Raw genomic sequence first — 23417 nt, 5'->3', positions numbered from 1 at the left:
CGGCTTTTTGCATTTCAGCCATTTGATTCTGCAACTCAGTCCGAATATTCGGCATGATACCTTGTAAGCGCTTCATAATGAGATGTTCTTATTTATAATGAGGGTACCAAAGAGAAAGAGGTGAAGAAAATGAGTGCTAAAAAAGTGTACGGGTTTTTAACACAAGCATTTATTTTTGCCGTCATTATGCTGATTTCGAATATGATTGCTGCTATTGTCCCAATACCTATCCCAGCATCGGTTATAGGGTTGGTCTTATTATTTCTTCTATTATGTTTGAAAGTGATTAAACTGGAACAAGTGGAAACGCTCGGAACGTCTTTAACCTCTTTGATCGGATTTTTATTTGTCCCGTCAGGCATATCTGTTATGAATTCGCTCGGTGTCATGCAGCAATACGGCCTGCAAATTGTCCTTGTCATACTGCTTGCAACGATCATTTTGCTAGGGGCTACAGGATTGTTTTCTCAGCTGATTCTTTTGCTGAGCGGAAAACGCAAATCCGCAGCGGACATGAAAACAAAACCAGTGCAAAGCCCGCAGAACAATAACGAACTCGTTCACCATTAAGGAAACAGGAGGTTCATCAGATGGAAAGCACAATGAGTCCTTATTTCGGAATTGTCGTATCACTGGCTGCATTCGGCATCGGCACCTTTTTATTTAAGAAAACGAAAGGCTTCTTCCTTTTCACGCCTTTGTTTGTTGCTATGGTGCTAGGGATTGCATTTTTAAAAATCGGCGGTTTTTCCTACGCGGACTATAATAACGGGGGAGAGATCATTAAGTTTTTCCTTGAACCGGCGACGATCGCTTTTGCCATTCCTCTGTACAAACAAAGAGATAAGCTGAAAAAATACTGGTGGCAAATCATGTCCTCCATTATTGCCGGCTCTATCTGCTCTGTCACGATTGTTTATTTGCTCGCAAAAGGCATTCACCTCGATGCGGCCGTGATGAAAAGCATGCTTCCGCAGGCGGCTACAACGGCGATTGCGCTTCCTCTATCAAAAGACATCGGAGGCATCAGCAATATCACAGCTTTCGCGGTCATCTTTAACGCTGTTATTGTTTATGCGCTCGGAGCATTGTTCTTGAAGGTGTTTAAAGTAAAGAATCCAATTTCTAAAGGATTGGCTCTTGGTACGTCCGGACATGCACTCGGTGTAGCCGTCGGGATCGAGATGGGAGAAGTCGAAGCAGCGATGGCAAGTATTGCGGTTGTTGTAGTTGGAGTGGTAACGGTTCTGGTCATTCCTGTGTTCGTGCAGCTGATCGGAGGATAAGCCAAGGCCCGCGGCCTTGGCTTTTTCTTTTAAGGTGCGTCTTCGGGATCGATATATCCTTGTTTAATGCCCCATTCCACTTGATCGTCATGCCACTTTTTTCGCTCTTCATAACCATAGCCGTCGTTATCAGGAAGCTCTGGTGCCGGCTGTTGAATGGTATCATCTGTCTGGTTCGAAGAAGACGGTGCATGTTGGCTATTAGAGGAGCGTGTCGCGGATTGCTGCCGTTGTGCCTGCGCTTCCCGCTCTTTTTGTCTTTGCTGCCTGCCGCTGTCTTTCGAGCTCAACTTGTCTTTCCGCTTCCGCTAACCGCTGTCTCTCCGCTGCCGCCTGCTGTTCTGCCAATCTCTGTCTTCCCGCCTCTTCCTCTTGCTGTTTCTTTCGTTTCGCCTCTCGCTCTTTCTCACGCTTTTTCGCGGCCGCGATTTGTCTTTGTTTCTCTGCCTCTTCTTTTGCTTTCCGCTTTCCTAATTCAGCAGCGAGCGGACTTTCAAATGTCCTTTCCAATGAAACAGGTTTTAGTTTTTTCAGCTCTTTTTCTAGCTTCTCATGATGAAACGGGGTTGTCTTAACATCTGCCATTTTTGGTTCGGCAGATGTGCTGCTATTCGAGCAACCGGTTACTATCAATGTGAAAAATAAAGCAAGCTGTATCGGTTTGTTCATATGTCGGGCTCCTTTCCACTTCTTATATCGGCAGTGTTAACTTTATTTCCTGAAAGTTACTGGGTAAGAGGGCAGTAAATCAGCTATTTTAGTATTTCAGGGGATTGGTCATGGAGCATCGCAAGGGCTGAACGCAAGCTTATTCAATAGGACACTTGGTGCACGGCTGAGCGGATCAGAAGCTTTGCATTCTGGATGAGGATGAAAGATTTTCTTTTTCTCTCTTGCGCTCATAGAAAACCCATGTTACAATGAAAAAGTTGTTCCGGAGAAGTCGTCCTTGACTAAAGATCCGGCATTGTGTAGAATAGTTATTGAATTGAATATAAATCACAAGCAGAAGCACCCGCTTCTCACCTGATTGACACACGCATGTAGTTGGCAGGTTGACCGTACATTTTTATTGATACAGATGTTCGTAGTGTGGGTGTTTTATAATGCCCGCACTTTTTGTTTGCCTGCAGAATGCAGTCAAAATGAGTTGTGAATCAATTCGAAGAAACTATGGAGGTGGCTCATTATTAGCAAAGATCAATTGGTTAATGAGGGTATCCGTGCACGTGAGGTCCGTCTAATCGGACAAAATGGCGACCAGCTTGGAATCAAGTCCCGTCAGGAAGCACTTGAAATCGCCGGCCGCGCAAATCTTGACCTTGTGTTAGTTGCAGCGAATGCAAAACCGCCTGTATGCCGCATTATGGACTACGGTAAGTTCCGATTCGAGCAGCAGAAAAAGGACAAAGAAGCACGCAAAAATCAAAAAATCATTAACTTAAAAGAAGTTAGATTAAGTCCGACAATCGATGAGCATGACTTTAATACGAAATTGCGAAATGCGATTAAATTCCTTGAAAAAGGCGATAAAGTGAAAGCTTCTATCCGCTTTAAAGGACGCGCAATCACTCATAAAGAAATCGGCCAGCGTGTGTTAGACCGTTTTTCTGAAGCTTGTGCTGACGTTGCGACTGTCGAAACAAAACCAAAAATGGACGGCCGCAGCATGTTCTTAATGCTCGCGCCGAAAAACGAAAAGCAATAAGGAGGAAATCCCATGCCAAAAATGAAAACTCACCGCGGATCTGCTAAACGTTTTAAAAAGACAGGTTCTGGGAAGTTAAAACGTTCTCACGCATATACAAGTCACTTATTCGCCAACAAATCTCAAAAGCAAAAGCGTAAGCTTCGCAAGAGTGCTGTTGTAAGCGCAGGAGACTTCAAACGCATCAAACAACAGCTTGCTAACATCAAGTAATCGGACAAGGAACAATTAGGAGGGAAATTTAATGCCAAGAGTAAAAGGCGGAACTGTGTCGCGTCAGCGTCGTAAAAAAGTTCTTAAATTAGCAAAAGGTTATTTCGGTTCAAAACATAGATTATACAAAGTAGCAAACCAGCAGGTCATGAAATCTGGAAACTACGCTTTCCGTGACCGTCGTCAGAAAAAACGTGATTTCCGTAAGCTTTGGATTACTCGTATCAACGCAGCTGCTCGCATGAACGGTCTTTCTTACAGCCGTTTAATGCACGGTCTTAAGCTTTCTGGTATCGAAGTAAACCGTAAAATGCTTGCTGATCTTGCTGTAAACGATCTTACTGCATTCAATCAGCTTGCTGATACTGCTAAAGCTCAATTAAACAAGTAATCACATAGAGCCGCTCTCCAGCAGAGCGGCTTTTTTATATAAAGGATGAGAAACATGGGTATTGCTGTTTATTTGGTGCTGATCAATTTGTGCGGTTTTTGGGTGATGGGCGCTGACAAACGAAGAGCGCGGCAGCACAAATGGAGAATTTCTGAAGACAGTCTGTGGCTGATAGCGATCGTGTTTGGAGCTCTCGGTGTCTGGCTTGGCATGCAAACCTTCAGACATAAAACGAAGCACGCCTCTTTTAAGTACGGAGTCCCGCTTCTTCTGGTCATTGAAGCGATCTTGATCGGCATTTATTACAGCCCGTTTGATTTATAAAAAGCAGAAAAGCGTTTTAGCGCTCTTCTGCTTTTTTTGTGAGTTTAATGGGCTGGTCCCAGTCAATTTTGCAATTCGGATATCGTTCCAGCACTTTTTCTTCAATGTTCTCGAAATCTTTTGCAGAGAAATGCTTCAGCTTCTCAGGAGATTCTGTCCAAACAAAAATGGTATGGATAAACAGTGGATGATCTTTGGAAGGAATATGCTTTTCTCCCTCAAAAAGCACGCCTTTATACGTTAATTGAAAGTTCTTTCGGGCATTGTTCTGTTCATCGATAATATAAAAAAGTTCTTTTGATTGGGCCAGTTTGAGCCTTCTCTTTGGACTGGCGACATATTTGACTGCAGCATAAATACAATAAGCAAAAAGTGCAAGCAATATCAGCCTTAGAACCATGGTAAACATTGGGTGAAGGCACCTCCCTTATTGTGATGATCTGATGTAATACGAAGAGAACAGAAAAAGGTTTCACTTTTTTAAAAGAAAAGTTCTAAAAACATATACCCGATTTTCAAGTGAAATAGTCGTATGGTTAGCGTCAGGTTTTGTATAATAAGAATGCAGGACAAGAAGGAGGTTTTTGGAACATGGCAAAATTAGATGAACAACTGACCATGCTGAAAGATTTAACAGATGCAAAAGGCATACCGGGCAATGAAAGAGAAGTAAGGCAAGTGATGAAATCATACATAGAACCATTTGCTGATGAGGTGACTACGGATCGGCTGGGCAGTTTAATTGCCAAAAAAACAGGTGTGGAGAACGGCCCGAAAATTATGATTGCCGGGCATTTGGATGAAGTCGGCTTTATGGTGACACAAATCACTGATAAAGGCTTTATCCGTTTCCAAACTGTTGGCGGCTGGTGGGCTCAGGTAATGCTGGCCCAGCGTGTCACCATCGTGACAAAAAAAGGGGAAATCACAGGGGTTATCGGCTCAAAGCCGCCTCATATTTTATCTCCTGAAGCGAGAAAAAAATCAGTGGAAATAAAAGAGATGTTTATTGATATCGGCGCTTCAAGCCGAGAAGAAGCCTTGGAATGGGGCGTGCTTCCGGGAGATATGATCGTTCCTCATTTTGAATTTACAGTCATGAACAATGAAAAATTCCTCTTGGCGAAGGCGTGGGACAACCGCATCGGCTGTGCGATTGCCATTGATGTGTTAAGAAATTTACAAAACACAGGCCATCCAAACATTGTGTATGGCGTGGGTACCGTGCAGGAAGAAGTCGGCCTGAGAGGGGCGAAAACAGCAGCTTACACCATTCAGCCTGATATTGCGTTTGGTGTTGATGTAGGAATAGCAGGGGACACACCTGGGATTTCTGAGAAAGAAGCGCAAAGTAAAATGGGCGAAGGGCCGCAGATTATCGTATACGATGCATCCATGGTTTCTCACAAAGGTTTGCGGGATGTCGTTGTCGCTACGGCGGAGGAAGCTGGCATTCCGTACCAATTTGATGCCATTGCCGGCGGCGGAACGGATTCGGGAGCCATCCATTTGACGGCAAATGGTGTTCCTGCGCTGTCCATTACCATTGCAACCCGCTACATTCATACACACGCGGCTATGCTGCATCGTGATGATTATGAAAATGCGGTCAAATTAATTACAGAAGTGATTAAAAAATTAGACCGAAAGACAGTTGACCAAATCACATACGAATAAAAATCATCAGAATCCGCTATAAAAGGCGGATTCTATTTTTTTGTCTGTACAAATTCAATAAGCAGCCCTACAATAAGGATATATATAGAAAATATGTGCTAGTCTGGAGGTTAGACAAGTTTTCTATATCTCAAAAAAAGGGGGATTTGAAGAACATGAAAAAGAAAGCGTTTTCTGGGTTATTGCGTTTTTCTTGTGCAGCTTTAACAGCTGGTGCTTTAATGTTGTCCGCTTTACCGGCATCAGCGGCTTTTTGGGGGGCATCGAATGAGCTTCTGCATGATCCGACGATGGCAAAGGAAGGAAATACTTGGTATGCCTTCGGGACAGGGCTTGCAGATGAAAACGGACTTCGTGTACTGAAAGCGGACAGCAACGGGGTATGGAGAGTTCAAAAATCCATTTTCACCAGTCCTTTATCATGGTGGCGCCAATACGTGCCTCATTTCGAACGAAACCAATGGGCTCCGGATGTGTCATATTACAACGGAAAGTACTGGCTTTACTATTCGGTTTCTTCGTTTGGAAGCAATACCTCTTTAATTGGCCTTGCTTCAGCTACTAATCTCAGTTCAGGCAACTGGAAGGATGAAGGGCTAGTTACTCGGTCAACAAGTGCCAATAATTATAATGCCATTGATCCTGAGTTAACCATTGATAAAGATGGAAACCCTTGGCTTGCATTCGGTTCATTTTGGGGCGGAATTAAATTAACAAAATTAAATAAGTCTACGATGAAACCAACCGGTTCATTATATTCAATAGCAGCCAGACCAAATAACGGCGGCGCTCTGGAAGCCCCTACATTAACATACCATAATGGCTACTATTACTTAATGGTTTCATTCGATAAATGCTGTGAAGGCGTAAATAGTACGTACAAAATTGCTTATGGCAGATCGAAAAATATTACAGGTCCTTATGTAGACAGAAGCGGTAGAAGCATGATGGATGGAGGAGGTACGATTCTTGATGCCGGCAATGAACAGTGGAAAGGGCCGGGCGGACAGGATATCGTAAACGGGAACATACTCGTGCGTCATGCTTATGATGCAAAAGACAACGGAACTCCAAAGATGTTAATCAATGATTTGAATTGGAGTTCAGGCTGGCCGTCTTATTAAGATAAAGCCAACCGTTCACATCTTATTCTCTTTGTTTAGCCCTGATACATCAGGGCTTTTTCTAATGGAAAGCGGAATCGGAAGATGAATTGACGGAGCAATCATAGATGTAAGAACACGTTTTTTCACCTGAAAACCTTGTAACCAATCATTTCTTTTTGTAAAAGAATACAAAAATGATTGACAGTAAATAAACCTACTAATATAATGAAGTTGTTCGTACAAATTAATTGTTAATAGTTTATTTGTTGTTATTAGTCCGTATCTGTTTGGGTAATTGAAAGCGTTTTACTATAGGAAGAAAGGGGCAGTTTACATGCTTCAGACAAAAGATTATGAATTCTGGTTTGTGACAGGCAGCCAGCACCTATACGGGGAAGAGACGCTAGAGCTGGTCGATCAGCATGCGAAAAGCATTTGTGAGGGGCTCAGCGGGGTTTCGTCCAGATATAAAATCACTCACAAGCCTGTCGTCACTTCATCGGAAACCATCAGACAGCTGTTAAGAGAAGCGGAGTACAGTGAGACATGCGCCGGCATCATTACATGGATGCACACATTTTCTCCCGCAAAAATGTGGATTGAGGGTCTTTCCTCTTATCAAAAACCGCTTATGCATCTGCATACTCAATATAATCGCGATATCCCATGGGGTACGATTGACATGGATTTTATGAACAGCAACCAATCCGCACATGGCGATCGTGAGTACGGTTATATCAACTCACGAATGGGGCTGAGCCGAAAAGTCGTTGCCGGTTATTGGGATGATGAAGAAGTGAAGAAAGAAATATCCCAGTGGATGAATACGGCGGCTGCATTAAATGAAAGCAGACATATTAAGGTTGCCAGATTCGGAGATAACATGCGTCACGTCGCGGTAACAGACGGAGACAAGGTAGGAGCGCATATTCAATTCGGCTGGCAGGTTGACGGATATGGCATCGGAGACCTTGTCGAAGTGATGAACCGCATTACGGACGATGAAGTTGACACGCTCTATGCGGAGTATGACCGTCTCTATGTGATCAGTGAGGAAACAAAACGTGACGAAGCAAAGGTAGCGTCGATTAAAGAACAGGCGAAAATTGAACTTGGCTTAACCGCTTTTCTTGAACAAGGCGGATACTCAGCTTTTACAACATCGTTTGAAGTGCTGCATGGAATGAAACAGCTCCCGGGGCTTGCCGTTCAGCGCCTGATGGAGAAGGGCTACGGGTTTGCCGGTGAAGGAGATTGGAAGACAGCGGCTCTTGTACGGATGATGAAAATCATGGCTGAAGGAAAAAGAACGTCCTTCATGGAAGATTATACGTACCATTTTGAACCTGGAAATGAAATGATTCTAGGCTCGCACATGCTGGAAGTGTGTCCGACTGTCGCTTTGGATCAGCCGAAAATCGAGGTTCACCCGCTTTCTATCGGCGGCAAGGAGGACCCTGCGCGTTTTGTATTTAACGGCATCAGCGGTTCAGCCATTCAAGCAAGCCTTGTTGATATCGGAGGGCGTTTCCGCCTTGTGTTAAATGAGGTCAATGGACAGGAAATTGAAAAAGAGATGCCGAATCTGCCGGTCGCCCGTGTTCTCTGGAAGCCGGAGCCATCATTGAAAACAGCGGCGGAGGCATGGATTTTAGCCGGCGGCGCACACCATACCTGCTTGTCTTATGAACTAACAGCGGAGCAAATGCTCGATTGGGCGGAAATGGCAGGGATCGAAAGTGTTTTCATTTCCCGTGATACGACAATTCACAAGCTGAAACACGAATTAAAATGGAACGAGGCGCTTTACCGGCTTCAAAAGTAGAAAGGGGGAATTCACTTGGCTTACACTATAGGGGTTGATTTTGGAACTTTATCAGGAAGAGCGGTGCTCGTTCATGTCGAAACAGGGGAGGAACTGGCGGCTGCTGTAAAAGAATACAGACATGCTGTCATTGATACCGTTCTTCCAAAAACGGGTCATAAGCTGCCGCGGGATTGGGCGCTTCAAGATCCGGCTGATTATCTGGAAGTCTTGGAAACGACCATTCCGGCTCTACTCGAACAGACGGGTGTTGAACCGAAAGACATCATCGGGATCGGAATTGATTTTACGGCATGTACGATCCTGCCGGTTGACCGTACAGGGCAGCCGTTATGCATGCTGCCGGAGTATGAAGAGGAGCCGCACAGCTATGTGAAGCTTTGGAAGCACCATGCGGCCCAAAAACACGCTGATCGGCTGAATCAAATTGCTGAAGAAGAAGGAGAGGCTTTTTTACAGCGGTACGGAGGGAAGATTTCATCAGAATGGATGATTCCTAAGGTCATGCAGATTGCGGAAGAAGCGCCGCACATTTATGAAGCGGCTGACCGGATCATCGAGGCTGCAGACTGGATCGTGTACCAGCTGTGCGGCTCGCTCAAAAGAAGTAATTGTACAGCAGGATATAAAGCGATTTGGAGTGAAAAAGCGGGATATCCGTCAGATGAATTCTTAGGCAAATTAAATCCTTTAATGAAAACGATTACAAATGACAAATTAGCGGGTTCTATTCATTCAGTAGGGGAAAGAGCCGGAGGACTGACTGAAAAAATGGCCCAGCTGACAGGCCTTCTTCCAGGGACAGCTGTCGCGGTTGGAAATGTGGACGCTCATGTCTCCGTACCAGCGGTCGGCATTACAGAGCCAGGGAAAATGCTGATGATTATGGGAACCTCAACGTGCCATGTGCTTCTAGGTGAAGACGTACATATTGTGCCCGGTATGTGCGGTGTTGTGGACAACGGAATTCTTCCGGGCTACGCGGGATATGAGGCAGGGCAGTCCTGTGTCGGCGATCATTTTGACTGGTTTGTAAAAACATGTGTCCCGCAAGCGTATCGAGAGGAAGCAGAGGAAAAAAACATTGGCATTCATGAGCTGCTGAGTGAGAAAGCAAACCTTCAAGCGCCGGGTGAAAGCGGCCTGCTTGCTTTAGATTGGTGGAATGGAAACCGTTCAACTCTTGTTGATGCTGATTTAACTGGAATGCTGCTTGGCATGACGCTGCTAACGAAGCCTGAAGAGATTTATAGAGCGTTAGTTGAAGCAACAGCTTACGGAACGCGGATGATTATCGAAACGTTCAAAGAAAGCGGGGTTCCGATTGAGGAGCTGTACGCAGCCGGCGGAATTGCTGAGAAAAACCCGTTTGTCATGCAGATTTATGCGGATGTGACAAACATGGACATTAAAATTTCCGGTTCTCCGCAAGCCCCTGCCTTAGGATCTGCCATTTTCGGCGCGCTTGCGGCCGGTAAAGAAAACGGCGGATACGATGACATCAAAGCGGCAGCGGCGCACATGGGGAAAATGAAAGATATATCTTATACGCCAAACGCCGAAAACGCCGCAGTGTATGAAAAATTGTACGCTGAATATAAAGAGCTGGTTCACTACTTCGGAAAAGAAAACCATGTCATGAAGCGTCTGAAAACAATCAAAAATCTTCAATTTTCATCTGCCGCCAAAAAGAATTCATGAAGGGTGATGGAGCATGCTTGAAACATTAAAAAAAGAAGTGCTGGCTGCCAACCTGAAGCTTCAAGAGCATCAGCTGGTAACCTTTACGTGGGGAAATGTCAGCGGCATTGACCGTGAGAAAGAAAGAATTGTCATCAAACCAAGCGGAGTGGAATACAGCGACCTGACAGCTGATGACTTGGTTGTTTTGAACCTTGAAGGAGAGGTCGTCGAAGGCTCGCTCAAGCCTTCTTCAGATACACCTACTCATGTTTATTTGTATAAAGCCTTTCCGAACATCGGGGGAATTGTCCATACCCATTCTCAATGGGCGACAAGCTGGGCGCAATCGGGCAGAGACATACCGCCTTTAGGCACGACCCATGCTGATTATTTTGACAGCGCGATTCCGTGTACAAGAGAAATGTACGATGAAGAAATCATTCATGACTACGAACTGAATACAGGAAAAGTCATAGCTGAAACCTTTCAGCACCATAACTACGAACAAGTTCCGGGTGTACTCGTGAATAATCACGGCCCGTTCTGCTGGGGCACGGACGCCTTAAATGCCATTCATAACGCAGTTGTATTAGAAACGGTTGCGGAAATGGCCTATCACTCCGTTATGCTGAACAAGGATGTAAACCCAATTAATACAGTCCTTCATGAAAAGCATTTTTATCGAAAACACGGAGCAAATGCGTATTATGGCCAGTCATGATCCCGTTGTGTCACCGGCCGGCATTTTGATTGACTTGGATGGTACTGTATTCAGAGGAAATGAGTTGATTGAAGGGGCAAGAGAAGCGATCAGTACGCTTCGGGGAATGGGGAAGAAAATCGTCTTTCTGAGCAACCGGGGAAATATCTCCCGTGCCATGTGCAGAAAAAAACTTCTCGGCGCGGGGATTGAAGCGGACATAAGCGACATTGTTCTGTCGTCAAGTGTGACAGCGGCTTTTCTGAAAAAACATTATCGTTTTTCAAAGGTGTGGGTGCTTGGAGAACAAGGTTTGGTAGACGAGCTGACACTGGCCGGTGTACAGCACGCGAACGAGCCAAAGGAAGCGGATTGGCTGGTGATCTCCCTACATGAAACGCTCACGTACGAAGATTTAAACCAGGCCTTTCAAGCTGCCGCCGGCGGCGCTCGTATCATGGCTACGAACAAAGATCGCTCTTTTCCGGACGAAGACGGCAATGCCATCGATGTGGCCGGGATGATCGGGGCGATAGAGGCTTCTGCTCAAGCGAAAACAGAGCTAGTTGTCGGAAAACCGTCGTGGCTGATGGCGGAGGCTGCCTGCACAGCAATGGGGCTGTCCGCGCATGAATGCATGATTATCGGAGACAGCCTTGAATCTGACATTGCGATGGGAAAGCTTTATGGCATGAAAAGCGCCCTAGTGCTTACTGGCTCTGCGAAACCGGGTGAACAGCGTTTGTACACACCGGATTATGTACTGGAATCCATTAAGGATATAACCAAATTGGCTGAGGAGGGGATTCTCTTATGAATCGTATCGCAGCTGACGTTGAGCAAGCCTTTGAACACGCCGGAGAAAAGACACTTCCTATAGAAGTTGAAGAAATTGTTATCGGCAAACAAGCAGCTGATTCGCTATTGGATTATGTAAAAAGAAAAAACAACAAACAGATTGTCCTTGTCTGCGACTCGAATACACATCGCATTGCGGGAAGCGATTTGGAAAACCGCTTGCAGCAAGAAGGGTTTCAGGCGGAGTGCCTGATCATTCCGGAAAATGAAGCCGGAGATGTGACAGCTGATGAACGATCGCTCATTCATGCGCAGATCCATACGAAAAAAACAACGGATCTCATGATCGCGGTCGGTTCGGGCACGATTCATGACATCGTCCGCTTTGCAGCGTTTCAGAGGGATGTGCCGTTTATATCCTATCCGACTGCTCCATCTGTAGATGGATTTACGTCAGCAGGGGCGCCGCTTATTTTATACGGGACGAAAACAACCATCCAAACGAAGGCCCCGTCCGCGCTGTTCGCTGATCTGGATTTATTAAAAGCGGCACCCCGGACAATGGTGGCGGCTGGATTTGGCGACATGCTCGGGAAAATCACGTCTTTAGCAGATTGGGAAATATCCCGCCACCTTGCCGGCGAGCCTTATTCTCCAACGGGGGCTAAGATCGTTCAGGAGGCGCTGGAAGCCTGTATCGCACATACAGAAGACATTGCGATGAAAACGGAAACAGGCATACAGGTTTTAATGGAATCTTTAATTGTATCGGGTCTTGTCATGCTGGCTTTAGATCATTCCCGCCCGGCATCTGGCGGAGAGCATCACATTTCCCATTGGATTGAGATGGAATTAATGAAGAAAAACCGGCCTCAGATTCTTCACGGGGCAAAGGTGGGCTGTGCCGCTGTGTTATTAACTGACACATACAGAAAGCTCGCTCAGGATGACGGGCTGAACGAATTTTCTCCGCGCCGGCGGCATGCGATTCAAACAGCTTATGAAACGCTTCCCAAAGGAGAAGTGCTCGCCGGTTGGCTGAGATCAGCCGGAGGCCCTGCGTTTTTTGACGAAATAGGTGTCGGGCAGGATTCCGTCAAAAATGCCTTCAGAAACGCTCACACCTTAAGAGACCGCTGCACCGGATTAAGAATCATTAATGAAAACAAAACGCTGATCAATCATGGTCTATATGAATAGCCTGCACCTCGAATGGAAGGGGTAACGCAAATGAAAAAAATGACTGCCTGTTTTTTTGTGCTCATGATGCTGCTGACATTATTCATTGCTGGGTGTTCGGCAGAACGATCATCCGGGAAATCGGGTGAAACCGAGCTGACCTTTTGGACATTTAACGGACTTCATGAGCAGTTTTATGTAGAAATGATGAAGGAATGGAACAAAAAATATCCTGACCGCAAAATTAAACTGAATACGGTCGTTTATCCATATGGACAAATGCACGATAACTTGTCTATCTCCTTAATTGCGGGAGAAGGTGTCCCTGATATTGCCGATGTCGAATTGGCCCGTTTTTCAAACTTTTTGAAGGGCTCTGACATACCGCTTGCGGATTTGACTCCGCTGATTGAAAAGGACCGCGATAAATTCGTTGAGGCGCGGCTTACCTTGTACAGCAAAAACGGCAAGCTATACGGGCTGGACACGCATGTAGGAACGACAGTTATGTTTTATAACATGGATGTGATGAAAAAAGCCGGTGTCAATCCTGATGATATCAAAACATGGGATGATTACCATAAAGCCGGGCAGAAAGTGCGCAAAGTGACCGGAAAGCCGATGGGAACGGTGGAAACCAATGATTCCGCAACGTTCTTATCCATGATTTCTCAGCAAAACTCAGGTTATTTTGATAAAAACGGCAAGCTGATCCTCAATAATGACACCAATGTAAAAACAATTCAATTTTTAAAGGACATGATTAATGATAAAACGATGATTGCCGCACCAGGCGGCGGGCATCACAGTGAAGAATATTACGGCTTTATGAACCAAGGCGGAGCAGCGTCTGTTCTGATGCCGATTTGGTATATGGGAAGATTTTTAGATTATATGCCTGATTTAAAAGGAAAGATTGCCATCCGGCCGCTTCCGGCTTGGGAAGAGGGGGGCGACCGTTCGGCAGGTTTGGGCGGTACGGCAACTGTTGTTCCGAAGCAATCCAAGCATGTTGAGTTAGCAAAAGAGTTTTTGGCCTTTGCGAAGGGCTCTAAAGAAGGAAACAAAAAGCTTTGGAGCGTACTCGGGTTTGACCCGCTTCGCTGGGATGTCTGGAGCTCTCAGGAATTGAAGGAGAAAAACAAATACACAGATTACTTCCAAAACGGAACAGGCATTTTTACTATGCTGCTCGATATCAAGGATGAAATCAATCCAATTTATTTACATGAGGATTTTGCCAAGGCTTCAGACCTTGTCAACAGAAGCGTATTGTTCGACGCACTTAAATCTCAGCAAAAAACGCCTAAGCAAGCCTTGGACAGAGCGGCAGGTGAACTGAAAAAGAAATAGAATCCCATTCAAAAAGTGAAAGCGGGGAGGTTCTCATGAAACCTGTGAAAACGGGAACGGTTCATCCCGTTCCCTCAGCTGCAAAACAATCAGGCTGGCGAGATCTATTTTATTCGAAAAAAGCGGCGCCCTATCTGTTTACAGCGCCATTCATTTTATCTTTTCTCGTATTTTTTTTATACCCCATCATTAGCGTCTTCATCATGAGCTTTCAAAGAATATTGCCGGGAGAGGTGACGTTTGTCGGATTGTCCAATTACACTGCGCTAAACAATCCGACGTTCTATACCGCCCTTTGGAATACACTGGAATACACCTTTTGGACACTGATTGTGCTGATTCCAGTCCCATTGCTGCTGGCCATATTCCTGAATTCAAAGCTGGTCAAATTCAGAAATATATTCAAATCAGCGCTATTCATTCCGGCTTTGACTTCTACCATTGTGGCTGGGATCATATTTCGGCTGATCTTCGGAGAAATGGAAACGTCGCTGGCCAATTCCATCTTACTTAAACTCGGCTTTTCACCTCAGAACTGGATGAACAATGAACATACCGGCATGTTTTTAATGGTGCTGCTTGCTTCGTGGAGATGGATGGGAATCAACATCCTTTACTTTATGGCCGGTTTGCAAAATGTGCCGAAAGAGCTGTACGAAGCCGCCGATATTGACGGCGCGAATACGATGAAAAAATTCCGGCACATTACGCTGCCATTTCTCAAGCCTGTATCGGTTTATGTGCTCACCATCAGCATCATCGGCGGATTCAGGATGTTTGAGGAAAGCTACGTCCTTTGGCAAAATAATTCCCCGGGTAATATCGGCTTGACGCTTGTCGGATATTTGTACCAGCAGGGGCTTGCCTACAACGAAATGGGATATGGAGCGGCCATCGGCATTGTGCTTTTGATTGTGATACTTGTTGTCAGCCTGATTTCGTTAAAGCTGTCAGGCTCGTTTAAGGGGGAGGGATAAATGTTGCGGCACAGTCCTCAGTACAGCGTTTACAAAATCGCGCTTACCCTGTTTTTTATCATGCTGAGCCTATTGTATATTTTTCCGATTTTCTGTTTGCTTTTAGGATCATTAAAGCCGTCATCTGAGCTTTTGCGTATAGGGCTGAATGTTGATATTGATCCAAAAGTGATGAGTTTAGATAACTACACATTTCTGTTTAATGGCGGCAGTATTTATTTCAAGTGGTTTTTTAACAGTCTTGTGCTTGGAATTTTGACGACCCTGCTCACTCTGTTTTTTTCTTCGATGATTGGGTATGGGCTTGCGGTTTACGAATTTAAGGGCAGAAATATCATCTTTGTTCTTGTGCTGATTATTATGATGGTCCCGCTTGAAGTAATGATGCTTCCGTTGTTTAAGCTGACCGTCGGATTGCACTTGATCGATTCGTATACGGGTGTGATCCTGCCATTCATCGTTTCACCGGTAGCTGTTTTCTTTTTCAGGCAGTATGCCCTCGGTCTTCCAAAAGATTTGCTGGACTCTGCAAGGATGGACGGCTGTACGGAATTCGGCATCTTTTTCCGGATTATGGCGCCGCTGATGAAACCGGCTTTCGGCGCAATGATTATCCTCCAGTCCTTAAACAGCTGGAACAACTTCTTGTGGCCGTTGATTGTGCTTCGTTCGAAAGAAATGTTTACGCTTCCAATTGGGCTGTCCAGCTTGTTGAGCCCTTACGGCAACAACTATGACATGCTGATATCCGGCTCAGTATTTGCGATTTTGCCGGTAATTATTATTTTCTTGTTTTTCCAAAAGTACTTTATTTCCGGCCTGACAGTAGGCGGAGTCAAAGGTTAAAAAGGGAGGAAACGTGTAATGAAAAAAGCGCGAATGATTGTAGACAAAGAATATAAAATCGGTGAAGTGGACAAACGGATTTACGGTTCGTTTATCGAACATATGGGACGTGCGGTATATGAAGGCATATATGAGCCTGATCACCCTCACGCGGATGAAGATGGATTTAGAAAGGATGTCCAGTCGCTGATCAAAGAATTGCAGGTTCCGATTATCCGCTATCCAGGCGGAAACTTTTTATCCGGATACAATTGGGAGGACGGTGTCGGACCTGTCGAAAACCGTCCGAGACGGCTTGACTTGGCATGGCAAACGACAGAAACGAATGAAGTGGGGACAAATGAATTTTTAACTTGGGCAAAAAAGGTGAACACTGAGGTCAACATGGCCGTAAACCTTGGCACAAGAGGCATAGACGCTGCCCGCAATCTCGTTGAATACTGCAACCATCCGAAAGGCTCATACTGGAGTGACTTAAGAAGATCGCATGGCTATGAACAGCCGTATGGCATCAAAACATGGTGCTTAGGAAACGAAATGGATGGCCCGTGGCAGATTGGCCACAAAACAGCTGACGAATACGGGCGGCTTGCTGCGGAGACGGCAAAGGTCATGAAGTGGGTTGACCCGTCAATTGAACTTGTTGCCTGCGGCAGCTCAAACAGCGGCATGCCGACCTTTATCGATTGGGAAGCAAAGGTGCTGGAGCATACGTACGAGCATGTCGACTATATCTCTCTTCACACATATTACGGAAACCGGGATAACAATCTGCCAAACTACTTGGCCCGTTCTATGGATCTGGATCATTTTATTAAATCTGTCGCTGCAACATGTGATTATGTAAAAGCAAAAACCCGCAGCAAGAAAACCATCAATCTCTCTCTCGATGAATGGAACGTCTGGTATCACTCAAATGAGGCGGATAAAAAAGTTGAGCCGTGGATAACTGCGCGTCCGATTTTAGAGGATATTTATAATTTTGAAGATGCCTTACTGGTCGGTTCCCTCCTCATTACGATGCTGCAGCACGCAGACCGTGTGAAAATCGCGTGTCTTGCACAGCTTGTAAATGTCATCGCGCCGATCATGACGGAAAAAGGCGGAGAAGCCTGGAGACAGCCGATTTTCTATCCGTACATGCATGCTTCTGTTTACGGAAGAGGTGAGTCACTGAAGCCGCTTATTTCTTCGCCGAAGTACGACTGCACTGATTTTACGGATGTGCCATATGTTGATGCCGCTGTTGTGTATTCCGAAGAGGAAGAAACCCTCACGATTTTTGCGGTAAACAAAGCTGAGGAGCAGATGGAGACAGAGATTTCGCTCAGAGGTTTTGAATCTTATCAAATCGCAGAGCACATTGTACTCGAGCATCAGGATATCAAAGCGACAAACCAGCATAACAGAAAAAATGTCGTCCCGCATTCCAACGGAACATCGTCTGTTAGCGAAAACGGCTTAACCGCGCATTTCACGCCGCTTTCCTGGAATGTAATACGCTTGAAAAAACAGTCATAAAGCGAAAAAAAACCGGAGAGCTCTCTCCGGTTTTTTTTCTCGGTAGATATGATTCAGTACCTTGTAATGTTCAAAGGTGAGACGTCAGTCAACCTAGATCAAATTATGTATCAAGAAAAATCAGAGAAGCGCATTGCAGGATATATAGGTGATAGCGGAACCTCTAATCGTTTAAACATTTGCACAACCTCTGGAGACATTGAACTAAACTAACTGCGCCGAGCCGGCCAATTCCAGCCGGCTTTTTTGTATAGGAAAAAATGACCGCTTTTCAATATGAAATTATGATATATTTATGAAAAACAGCAAAGGAGTTGGGAGATAATGAATGCGGTTACAATTGTGATAGCGTCAATGTGCGTTTTGGCTATCGCCTATCGTTTATACGGAACATTTATGATGGTGAAGGTTCTGAAAGTGAATGATGAAAAGCCGACGCCTGCTCACGCGCTTGAAGATGGAAAAGATTATGTGCCTACAAACAAATGGGTCTCGTTCGGCCACCATTTTGCGGCGATCGCAGCGGCTGGGCCGCTGGTCGGACCCATTCTGGCGGCTCAGTTCGGCTATTTGCCGGGGTTATTATGGCTGTTAATCGGGGCGGTAATAGGGGGAGCTGTCCATGATCTTGTTGTGTTGTTTGCATCGATGCGCAAAAGTGGAAAATCGCTATCAGAAGTGGCGAAGGATGAGCTCGGTCCTGTTGCCGGCTTTTGCACGGGACTCTCCATGCTGTTTATTATCACGATTACGATGGCGGGGCTGTCGATGGTTGTGCTGCACGCGTTAGAACGCAATTCGTGGGGAACATTTGCGGTAGGGATTACGATTCCGATCGCGATGGCCGTAGGCTTATTTTATAAAAAAACGGGAAATTTAAAGCTCGCGTCAACGATCGGTTTCCTCTTTTTAATGGCAGGAGTCTTTATCGGCCCATGGGTGCAGACTACCGCGCTCGGTGACTTTTTAACACTAGATACGAAAGCGCTTGCAATTGCACTTCCTGTTTATGCGTTTTTTGCAGCGGCGCTTCCCGTTTGGCTGCTTCTCGCACCGCGTGATTATTTAAGCAGCTTTATGAAAATCGGTGTTTTTATCGCTTTGATTGCCGGTGTATTTGTTGTCAATCCGTCCATCCCGTTTCCTGCGTTTACGGAATTCGTAAAAGGGGGCGGGCCGGTGCTGGCAGGACCCGTCTGGCCGTTCATTTCAATCACAATCGCCTGCGGCGCGATCTCGGGATTTCATGCCTTTGTCGGTTCCGGTACAACGCCGAAAATGCTAAATAAATGGAGTGATATGAAGCCGGTTGCGTTTGGTGCAATGCTTGTCGAGTGTCTTGTGGGCATTATGGCGCTGATTGCAGCGACCGCCTTGCAGCCTGCTGATTATTTTGCGATTAACAGCACGCCTGAGGTTTTTCGTACGCTCGGTATGAATGTCGTCCATTTGCCTGAATTGAGCAGGGAAATCGGTTTGGACTTAGAAGGAAGAACAGGGGGGGCCGTTACGCTTGCGGTGGGAATGACTTATATTTTTACGGGAATGCCGTTTTTCAGCCATTTGGCCTCATACTTTTTCCAATTTGTCATTATGTTTGAAGCTGTATTTATTTTAACCGCGATTGACGCCGGCACACGTGTCGCCCGTTACTTGATTCAGGATTTCTTCGGAGAGGTGTATAAACCGCTGAAGAAAACAGACTGGATTCCGGGATCTGTATTTGCCAGCGCGCTTGCCTGCCTGATGTGGGGCTATCTGCTGTATTCGGGGGATATCGGTTCCATTTGGGCGCTGTTTGGCGTGTCCAACCAGCTGATGGCTTCGGTGGGGCTGATCATCGGAGCCACCATCGTACTGAAAATCGCCGATAAACGCCGTTACATTCTGACCTGCCTTATCCCGCTTGCCTATTTATATGTCACTGTCAATTATGCAGGCTATTGGATGGTGCGCAATGTGTATCTCAATCCTGAAGCGGCAGGCTACAGTGTATTGAATGGCGTATTATCGATCATTATGCTGCTGTTAGGCTTCATCATTATCGTGGCGGCTGTGAAAAAATGGGCGCAGATGTGGAGAGATCCGAGCTTAAGGATGGAAGCTTCTATCCCGGGATAAAAAGGCTAATGAAAATGTTGAGGAGGATGGGGAATGAATCTATCAATGAAATATCTTATTCTTTACGTATCGGACAGTAAGCGGGCCATTCATTTTTATCGGGATACTTTAGGACTGCCGATTCGTGCAGAACACGGAACGTATGTTGAATTTGAAACAGGATCTACGATATTGGCGCTTAATACGCGAGAAAGCGCCAGAGAAATCACGCGGCTAGACATTCCGAATACATCTGCTTCAAACACATTTGAGATCGGATTTGTCACTGAAAACGTAGAAGAGGTTATGAAAAGGGTAAGAGAACAAGGTGTTACGATTATTGGGGAGCCAAAAGTGAAGCCATGGGGGCAGACGGTCGCCTATATCGCTGACCCGGATGGACATTATATTGAAATTTGCAGTCCGATGGAATAACGAACAAGCCCAAAACAATGTCTGTTTTGGGCTTTCTTATGATGTTTTCTGTCCAGCTGCTTCTAGCAGCAAATCAGCCAGATGAACGGCTTTGACTTTCCCGCTTAGTCCTTCGCGCTCAATGCCAAGCTTCATCTGCAAGAGGCAACCGGGATTTGCAGTCACAATGACGAACGCTTTGGTTGCTTTAACCGCAGCCATTTTACTGTCCAGTATTTTCATAGACATGTCAGATTCCACGATGTTATAAATTCCCGCTGATCCGCAGCAGCTGTCCGCTTTCTCCATTTCTCTGAATTCGGCCCCCTTAATGCTTTGAAGAAGCTGGCGGGGCTCGAGCGACGTATGCATCACATTTCTCAGATGGCATGAATCTTGATAGGTAATGACCTGCGGCGTATCTAGGATAAGCTCCATTTGATGAAAATCGAGTTCAATCAAAACGGACGAAAAGTCTTTCAGCTTCTGAACAAATGAAGCGGCCCGCTCCGACCACTCAGGGTCATCCTTTAGCAAATGATCATATTCAGTGAGAAAGGCTCCGCATCCCCCTGCGTTTGTGATAACAGCATCGACGTCTAATGCTTCGAAAGCAGCGATATTTTGTTTCGCGAGCTCTTTCCCCGCGTTTTTTTCACCGCTGTGCCCATGCAGTGCCCCGCAGCAAGCCTGTTCAGGCGGGATGACAATGTCGCAGCCGGCAAGCTGCAAAAGCTTCAGTGTGGCATTGTTAGTCGGCAAAAACATTGTATCCATTAAGCAGCCTGAAAAAAAGGCGACCCGTTTTTTCACGGGGCCAATTGACGGGAGTAAACGCGGCCGACGCTTCATGTCTTTACTTTTAGGAACATCAGGTAGAACAGCTTCCATCTTCCGCAAATGCTCGGGCAGGAAGCGAAGCATCCCGGTTTTACGCACAGTGGTTTGCAGCCCTGACCGCTGATACAAACCGATAAGGCTGACAGCTGAACGCATGCGGTTTTGATGCGGGAACAGCTCGTGAAAAGCGGCCTTTCGCATGACCCGTGTGCCGAGCGAGTGTTTTTTATTTTGGTGGATAATATCTCTCGCTTCCTCAAGCAGCTGTCCGTATTTCACACCTGACGGGCATACAGGTTCACAGGCCCGGCAGCCGAGGCAAAGTGACAGCGAACGTTCGACATCTTCATCCGGTTCAATGACACCGTCGACTACGGCTTTCATTAAGGCGATGCGCCCGCGCGGAGAGTGAGTTTCCTGAAACCCCGATTCAATATAGGTCGGGCAGGAAGGAAGGCAGAAGCCGCAGCGCATACAATTCAAAAGCTCGCCTTCATCCATTCGCTCTTTGAACTCATTTTGGATTTGTTCCATTTCTTTTTCTGTTGTCATCTTTCCGTCACCACACGTTTTCTGGCATCTTTGGCAAACACTTTGTCTGGATTTAATATGTTACGGGGGTCAAATGCCGCTTTTATTGCTTTCATCGCGGCAATGCCTTCTTTTTTCAGCTTCATTTCCAAGTAAGGCGCTTTCATGGATCCGACTCCGTGCTCTCCAGTTATCGTGCCGCCAAGTTCAATCGCTTTCTCAAAAATCTCGGCAAAAGCGTGTTCGACACGCTCCATCTCATCCTCATTTCTAATGTCTGTCGTGCATGTCGGATGGAGGTTCCCGTCTCCCGCGTGGCCGAAGGTGCAAATGGAAAGGTCGTATTTAGCGGCAATATCATTAATCGCTTTTACCATATTGGCGACCTCTGAGCGAGGAACGGTCGCGTCCTCTAAAATGGTCGTCGGCTTGAGGCGGGCTAGGGCAGATAGTGCAGAACGCCGGGCTTCAGTCAGGGCAAATGCTTCTTCCTCGGTTTGAGCTGCCTGAACGGAAACGGCGTCACCTTTTTTGCAGATTGCTTCTATCTTTTTCATATCCCTTGCAACGGTTTCAAACGGTCCGTCTTGCTCAATTAACAAAACGGCCTTTGCGTTTGTCGGAAGTCCGATTTTGGCATAATCCTCAATCACCAAAAGAGTAGGCTGGTCGAGAAATTCCAGCGTGGCGGGGATGATTTTTGCGGCAATGATGTTTGATACGGTTTGAGCAGCGGCGTCTATATGTTCATAAAGGGCAAGCAGCGTCTTCTTTGTTTCCGGCTTTGGAACAAGTTTGACGATTGCTTCTGTCACGATGCCGAGCGTTCCTTCTGAGCCGACAAAAAGGCGTGTGAGATCGTATCCGGCCACATCCTTTGCGAGTTTTCCGCCGGTGCGGATGATGTCTCCATTAGCGAGTACAACTTCCAGTCCAATGACATAGTCGCGGGTGACGCCGTATTTTAATCCGCGGAGCCCGCCGGAATTTTCATTGATGTTTCCGCCCATGGTTGATATTTTCATGGAGCTCGGATCAGGCGGATAAAATAAACCCTTGCTTTCAACCGCACGGATCATATCCAATGTAATAACGCCAGGCTGGACTGTCGCGGTCAAATTTTCTTCATCAATTTCAAGAATCCTGTTCATATGCTTAAAGAGAAGTACAAGTCCGCCTTCAGTCGGGCACGTGCCGCCGCATAAATTTGTCCCAGATCCTCTAGGAACGATCGGAACTCGATGTTCATTGCAAATGGTTACAATTCGAGATACCTCATCTGTACTCCTCGGTGCAATCACGGCGTCAGGCATAGACTGAAACTGCGGTGCCGCATCATATGAATAGACGAGACAGCCGGCGGTGGAGTCATCAAAGTTTTCCGGTCCAACGATTCGGATAAGCTGTTCCTTTACATCTTTTGTGATCATTTTCCCCGACCCCTTTCGAAAAAAGCGCTTTCATTCTATTGTAAAAGAATAATAGAAAAGCTTCCATAGAGTAACATACAAAAAATGAAACGAAAACACTCTCTATTTTGTATCTTGTTCTAAAATAGAGTGCCATTTATCGTGACAGCTTAGACGGCGGCGATGGTAACGCAATATAAGCATGTCTTTTGCTGTTTGTTTCAAAGACATATCCGTTTATATCGCCAATATTATTAAGAGCGTAATAACCGTCGGCTTTTCAGGGAAGTGGCTGAACATGTATCCGAGCGGAACTGCGGTTATCAATGCCTGCCATTCAGGTTAGAGTCCATTCTAGCGCCGCAGAGCCCTCAAGCCATTAGACGACGGAGTGATAACTGTTAAGCTGCCGTTCGCAGCAATTAGCTCAGTTTTATTGATGAATGAAAAGTCTGCAGAGGGAACTGCAGGATTTCAGCATGTCGACAAACCCTCGCATTCGTTGTCAGTCCTGCGCGATGGTGCTCACGAATTGC

23 protein-coding genes, 2 pseudogenes and 1 other annotated feature are annotated in these 23417 nt (G+C 45.9%); of the genes and pseudogenes, 21 read left to right on the top strand and 4 right to left on the bottom strand.

The window, feature by feature from the left end; genetic code table 11:
• Nucleotides 1-129 precede the first annotated feature (129 nt).
• Nucleotides 130-570 (top strand): antiholin-like murein hydrolase modulator LrgA, encoded by a 441-nt coding sequence (lrgA, locus tag M1D98_RS13695; RefSeq protein WP_268559683.1) that lies wholly within the window; start codon nucleotides 130-132, stop codon nucleotides 568-570.
• Nucleotides 571-590: 20 nt separating this feature from the next.
• Nucleotides 591-1286 carry an antiholin-like protein LrgB gene (lrgB, locus tag M1D98_RS13690; protein ID WP_268522159.1) on the top strand — a complete coding sequence of 232 codons (696 nt, stop codon included), beginning with the start codon at nucleotides 591-593 and terminating at the stop codon, nucleotides 1284-1286.
• Nucleotides 1287-1315: 29 nt separating this feature from the next.
• Here lrgB and M1D98_RS13685 read toward each other — a convergent pair.
• Nucleotides 1316-1955 (bottom strand): annotated as a pseudogene (locus M1D98_RS13685) (hypothetical protein).
• A gap of 328 nt (nucleotides 1956-2283) precedes the next feature.
• Nucleotides 2284-2414: a sequence feature (ribosomal protein L20 leader region), on the top strand.
• 58 nt (nucleotides 2415-2472) lie between these two features.
• Between M1D98_RS13685 and infC the strand changes: the two are divergent.
• From infC to M1D98_RS13665, 4 genes are read left to right on the top strand one after another with little or no spacing between them, the layout of a single operon-like run.
• Complete coding sequence (gene infC / locus M1D98_RS13680) at nucleotides 2473-2994, top strand: translation initiation factor IF-3 (RefSeq protein WP_082022621.1); 522 nt, start codon at nucleotides 2473-2475, stop codon at nucleotides 2992-2994.
• 12 nt (nucleotides 2995-3006) lie between these two features.
• Complete coding sequence (gene rpmI, locus M1D98_RS13675) at nucleotides 3007-3207, top strand: 50S ribosomal protein L35 (RefSeq protein WP_003184267.1); 201 nt, start codon at nucleotides 3007-3009, stop codon at nucleotides 3205-3207.
• A 31-nt stretch (nucleotides 3208-3238) separates the two neighbouring features.
• The gene (gene rplT, locus M1D98_RS13670) at nucleotides 3239-3598 is read left to right on the top strand and encodes a 50S ribosomal protein L20 (RefSeq protein ID WP_010329713.1); all 360 of its coding nucleotides are present in this window, start codon (nucleotides 3239-3241) and stop codon (nucleotides 3596-3598) included.
• 54 nt (nucleotides 3599-3652) lie between these two features.
• Nucleotides 3653-3922, top strand: a complete 270-nt coding sequence (locus tag M1D98_RS13665) for a DUF1294 domain-containing protein (RefSeq protein ID WP_121643054.1) — start codon at nucleotides 3653-3655, stop codon at nucleotides 3920-3922.
• Nucleotides 3923-3938: 16 nt separating this feature from the next.
• Here M1D98_RS13665 and ysdB read toward each other — a convergent pair whose 3' ends face one another.
• Complete coding sequence (ysdB, locus tag M1D98_RS13660; RefSeq protein ID WP_121643053.1) at nucleotides 3939-4331, bottom strand: sigma W pathway protein YsdB; 393 nt, start codon at nucleotides 4329-4331, stop codon at nucleotides 3939-3941.
• Between the two features lie 182 nt (nucleotides 4332-4513).
• Between ysdB and M1D98_RS13655 the strand changes: the two genes are divergently transcribed.
• From M1D98_RS13655 to M1D98_RS13590, 14 genes are all read left to right on the top strand, one after another.
• On the top strand, nucleotides 4514-5599 hold the full coding sequence (locus tag M1D98_RS13655; RefSeq protein WP_010329716.1) for a M42 family metallopeptidase: 1086 nt from the start codon (nucleotides 4514-4516) through the stop codon (nucleotides 5597-5599).
• 155 nt (nucleotides 5600-5754) lie between these two features.
• The gene (locus tag M1D98_RS13650) at nucleotides 5755-6723 is read left to right on the top strand and encodes a glycoside hydrolase family 43 protein (protein ID WP_435576449.1); all 969 of its coding nucleotides are present in this window, start codon (nucleotides 5755-5757) and stop codon (nucleotides 6721-6723) included.
• A gap of 316 nt (nucleotides 6724-7039) precedes the next feature.
• Complete coding sequence (gene araA, locus M1D98_RS13645; protein ID WP_268522155.1) at nucleotides 7040-8530, top strand: L-arabinose isomerase; 1491 nt, start codon at nucleotides 7040-7042, stop codon at nucleotides 8528-8530.
• 15 nt (nucleotides 8531-8545) lie between these two features.
• A complete protein-coding gene (gene araB / locus M1D98_RS13640) occupies nucleotides 8546-10231 on the top strand; it encodes a ribulokinase (protein ID WP_435576450.1) in 1686 nt (561 codons plus the stop codon).
• A 13-nt stretch (nucleotides 10232-10244) separates the two neighbouring features.
• Nucleotides 10245-10934, top strand: coding sequence for an L-ribulose-5-phosphate 4-epimerase (gene araD, locus M1D98_RS13635; protein WP_010329719.1), 690 nt, complete (start codon nucleotides 10245-10247; stop codon nucleotides 10932-10934).
• Nucleotides 10912-11730 carry an HAD-IIA family hydrolase gene (locus tag M1D98_RS13630; protein ID WP_435576608.1) on the top strand — a complete coding sequence of 273 codons (819 nt, stop codon included), beginning with the start codon at nucleotides 10912-10914 and terminating at the stop codon, nucleotides 11728-11730. The genes araD and M1D98_RS13630 overlap by 23 nt, the downstream gene beginning before the upstream one ends.
• Entirely contained in the window at nucleotides 11727-12911 is a 1185-nt protein-coding gene (gene egsA, locus M1D98_RS13625; RefSeq protein ID WP_435576451.1) for a sn-glycerol-1-phosphate dehydrogenase, read from the top strand. Before M1D98_RS13630 ends, egsA begins: the two co-directional genes overlap by 4 nt.
• Nucleotides 12912-12941: 30 nt before the next feature.
• On the top strand, nucleotides 12942-14243 hold the full coding sequence (locus M1D98_RS13620; RefSeq protein ID WP_121643048.1) for an ABC transporter substrate-binding protein: 1302 nt from the start codon (nucleotides 12942-12944) through the stop codon (nucleotides 14241-14243).
• 35 nt (nucleotides 14244-14278) lie between these two features.
• Nucleotides 14279-15220 (top strand): carbohydrate ABC transporter permease, encoded by a 942-nt coding sequence (locus tag M1D98_RS13615; RefSeq protein WP_010329722.1) that lies wholly within the window; start codon nucleotides 14279-14281, stop codon nucleotides 15218-15220.
• Nucleotides 15221-16066 carry an arabinose ABC transporter permease AraQ gene (araQ, locus tag M1D98_RS13610; RefSeq protein WP_039074711.1) on the top strand — a complete coding sequence of 282 codons (846 nt, stop codon included), beginning with the start codon at nucleotides 15221-15223 and terminating at the stop codon, nucleotides 16064-16066.
• 18 nt (nucleotides 16067-16084) lie between these two features.
• Nucleotides 16085-17587 (top strand): alpha-L-arabinofuranosidase AbfA, encoded by a 1503-nt coding sequence (gene abfA / locus M1D98_RS13605; protein WP_010329724.1) that lies wholly within the window; start codon nucleotides 16085-16087, stop codon nucleotides 17585-17587.
• Between the two features lie 324 nt (nucleotides 17588-17911).
• Nucleotides 17912-19708, top strand: coding sequence for a carbon starvation protein CstA (gene cstA / locus M1D98_RS13600; protein ID WP_121643046.1), 1797 nt, complete (start codon nucleotides 17912-17914; stop codon nucleotides 19706-19708).
• Nucleotides 19651-19788 (top strand): hypothetical protein, encoded by a 138-nt coding sequence (locus M1D98_RS13595; RefSeq protein ID WP_052245581.1) that lies wholly within the window; start codon nucleotides 19651-19653, stop codon nucleotides 19786-19788. The genes cstA and M1D98_RS13595 overlap by 58 nt, the downstream gene beginning before the upstream one ends.
• Nucleotides 19742-20122, top strand: a complete 381-nt coding sequence (locus M1D98_RS13590; protein WP_010329726.1) for a VOC family protein — start codon at nucleotides 19742-19744, stop codon at nucleotides 20120-20122. The genes M1D98_RS13595 and M1D98_RS13590 overlap by 47 nt, the downstream gene beginning before the upstream one ends.
• Nucleotides 20123-20158: 36 nt before the next feature.
• On the opposite strand, the gene M1D98_RS13585 is transcribed toward M1D98_RS13590, so the two are convergent.
• Nucleotides 20159-21493, bottom strand: a complete 1335-nt coding sequence (locus M1D98_RS13585) for a (Fe-S)-binding protein (RefSeq protein ID WP_121643045.1) — start codon at nucleotides 21491-21493, stop codon at nucleotides 20159-20161.
• Nucleotides 21490-22902: a glycolate oxidase subunit GlcD gene (gene glcD / locus M1D98_RS13580; RefSeq protein WP_010329728.1), complete on the bottom strand. Its 1413-nt coding sequence runs from the start codon at nucleotides 22900-22902 to the stop codon at nucleotides 21490-21492. Before glcD ends, M1D98_RS13585 begins: the two co-directional genes overlap by 4 nt.
• Before the next feature lie 250 nt (nucleotides 22903-23152).
• Here glcD and M1D98_RS13575 point away from each other — a divergent pair.
• A pseudogene (locus M1D98_RS13575) lies at nucleotides 23153-23224 on the top strand (hypothetical protein); the annotation flags it as partial.
• Nucleotides 23225-23417: the final 193 nt, after the last annotated feature.

It is taken from the genome of Bacillus sp. K7, from assembly GCF_053903245.1.
This window is presented reverse-complemented; position numbering and strand designations above follow the sequence as displayed.

What these genes read in the sequence shown, in the direction of transcription:
- lrgA (WP_268559683.1), top strand. Translation starts at nt 130, where the DNA reads ATGAGTGCTAAAAAAGTGTACGGGTTTTTAACACAAGCATTTATTTTT.
- lrgB (WP_268522159.1), top strand. Translation starts at nt 591, where the DNA reads ATGGAAAGCACAATGAGTCCTTATTTCGGAATTGTCGTATCACTGGCT.
- rpmI (WP_003184267.1), top strand. Translation starts at nt 3,007, where the DNA reads ATGCCAAAAATGAAAACTCACCGCGGATCTGCTAAACGTTTTAAAAAG.
- rplT (WP_010329713.1), top strand. Translation starts at nt 3,239, where the DNA reads ATGCCAAGAGTAAAAGGCGGAACTGTGTCGCGTCAGCGTCGTAAAAAA.
- M1D98_RS13665 (WP_121643054.1), top strand. Translation starts at nt 3,653, where the DNA reads ATGGGTATTGCTGTTTATTTGGTGCTGATCAATTTGTGCGGTTTTTGG.
- ysdB (WP_121643053.1), bottom strand. Translation starts at nt 4,331, where the DNA reads ATGTTTACCATGGTTCTAAGGCTGATATTGCTTGCACTTTTTGCTTAT.
- M1D98_RS13655 (WP_010329716.1), top strand. Translation starts at nt 4,514, where the DNA reads ATGGCAAAATTAGATGAACAACTGACCATGCTGAAAGATTTAACAGAT.
- M1D98_RS13650 (WP_435576449.1), top strand. Translation starts at nt 5,755, where the DNA reads ATGAAAAAGAAAGCGTTTTCTGGGTTATTGCGTTTTTCTTGTGCAGCT.
- araA (WP_268522155.1), top strand. Translation starts at nt 7,040, where the DNA reads ATGCTTCAGACAAAAGATTATGAATTCTGGTTTGTGACAGGCAGCCAG.
- araD (WP_010329719.1), top strand. Translation starts at nt 10,245, where the DNA reads ATGCTTGAAACATTAAAAAAAGAAGTGCTGGCTGCCAACCTGAAGCTT.
- M1D98_RS13630 (WP_435576608.1), top strand. Translation starts at nt 10,912, where the DNA reads ATGCGTATTATGGCCAGTCATGATCCCGTTGTGTCACCGGCCGGCATT.
- egsA (WP_435576451.1), top strand. Translation starts at nt 11,727, where the DNA reads ATGAATCGTATCGCAGCTGACGTTGAGCAAGCCTTTGAACACGCCGGA.
- M1D98_RS13620 (WP_121643048.1), top strand. Translation starts at nt 12,942, where the DNA reads ATGAAAAAAATGACTGCCTGTTTTTTTGTGCTCATGATGCTGCTGACA.
- M1D98_RS13615 (WP_010329722.1), top strand. Translation starts at nt 14,279, where the DNA reads ATGAAACCTGTGAAAACGGGAACGGTTCATCCCGTTCCCTCAGCTGCA.
- araQ (WP_039074711.1), top strand. Translation starts at nt 15,221, where the DNA reads ATGTTGCGGCACAGTCCTCAGTACAGCGTTTACAAAATCGCGCTTACC.
- abfA (WP_010329724.1), top strand. Translation starts at nt 16,085, where the DNA reads ATGAAAAAAGCGCGAATGATTGTAGACAAAGAATATAAAATCGGTGAA.
- cstA (WP_121643046.1), top strand. Translation starts at nt 17,912, where the DNA reads ATGAATGCGGTTACAATTGTGATAGCGTCAATGTGCGTTTTGGCTATC.
- M1D98_RS13595 (WP_052245581.1), top strand. Translation starts at nt 19,651, where the DNA reads ATGGGCGCAGATGTGGAGAGATCCGAGCTTAAGGATGGAAGCTTCTAT.
- M1D98_RS13590 (WP_010329726.1), top strand. Translation starts at nt 19,742, where the DNA reads ATGAATCTATCAATGAAATATCTTATTCTTTACGTATCGGACAGTAAG.
- M1D98_RS13585 (WP_121643045.1), bottom strand. Translation starts at nt 21,493, where the DNA reads ATGACAACAGAAAAAGAAATGGAACAAATCCAAAATGAGTTCAAAGAG.
- glcD (WP_010329728.1), bottom strand. Translation starts at nt 22,902, where the DNA reads ATGATCACAAAAGATGTAAAGGAACAGCTTATCCGAATCGTTGGACCG.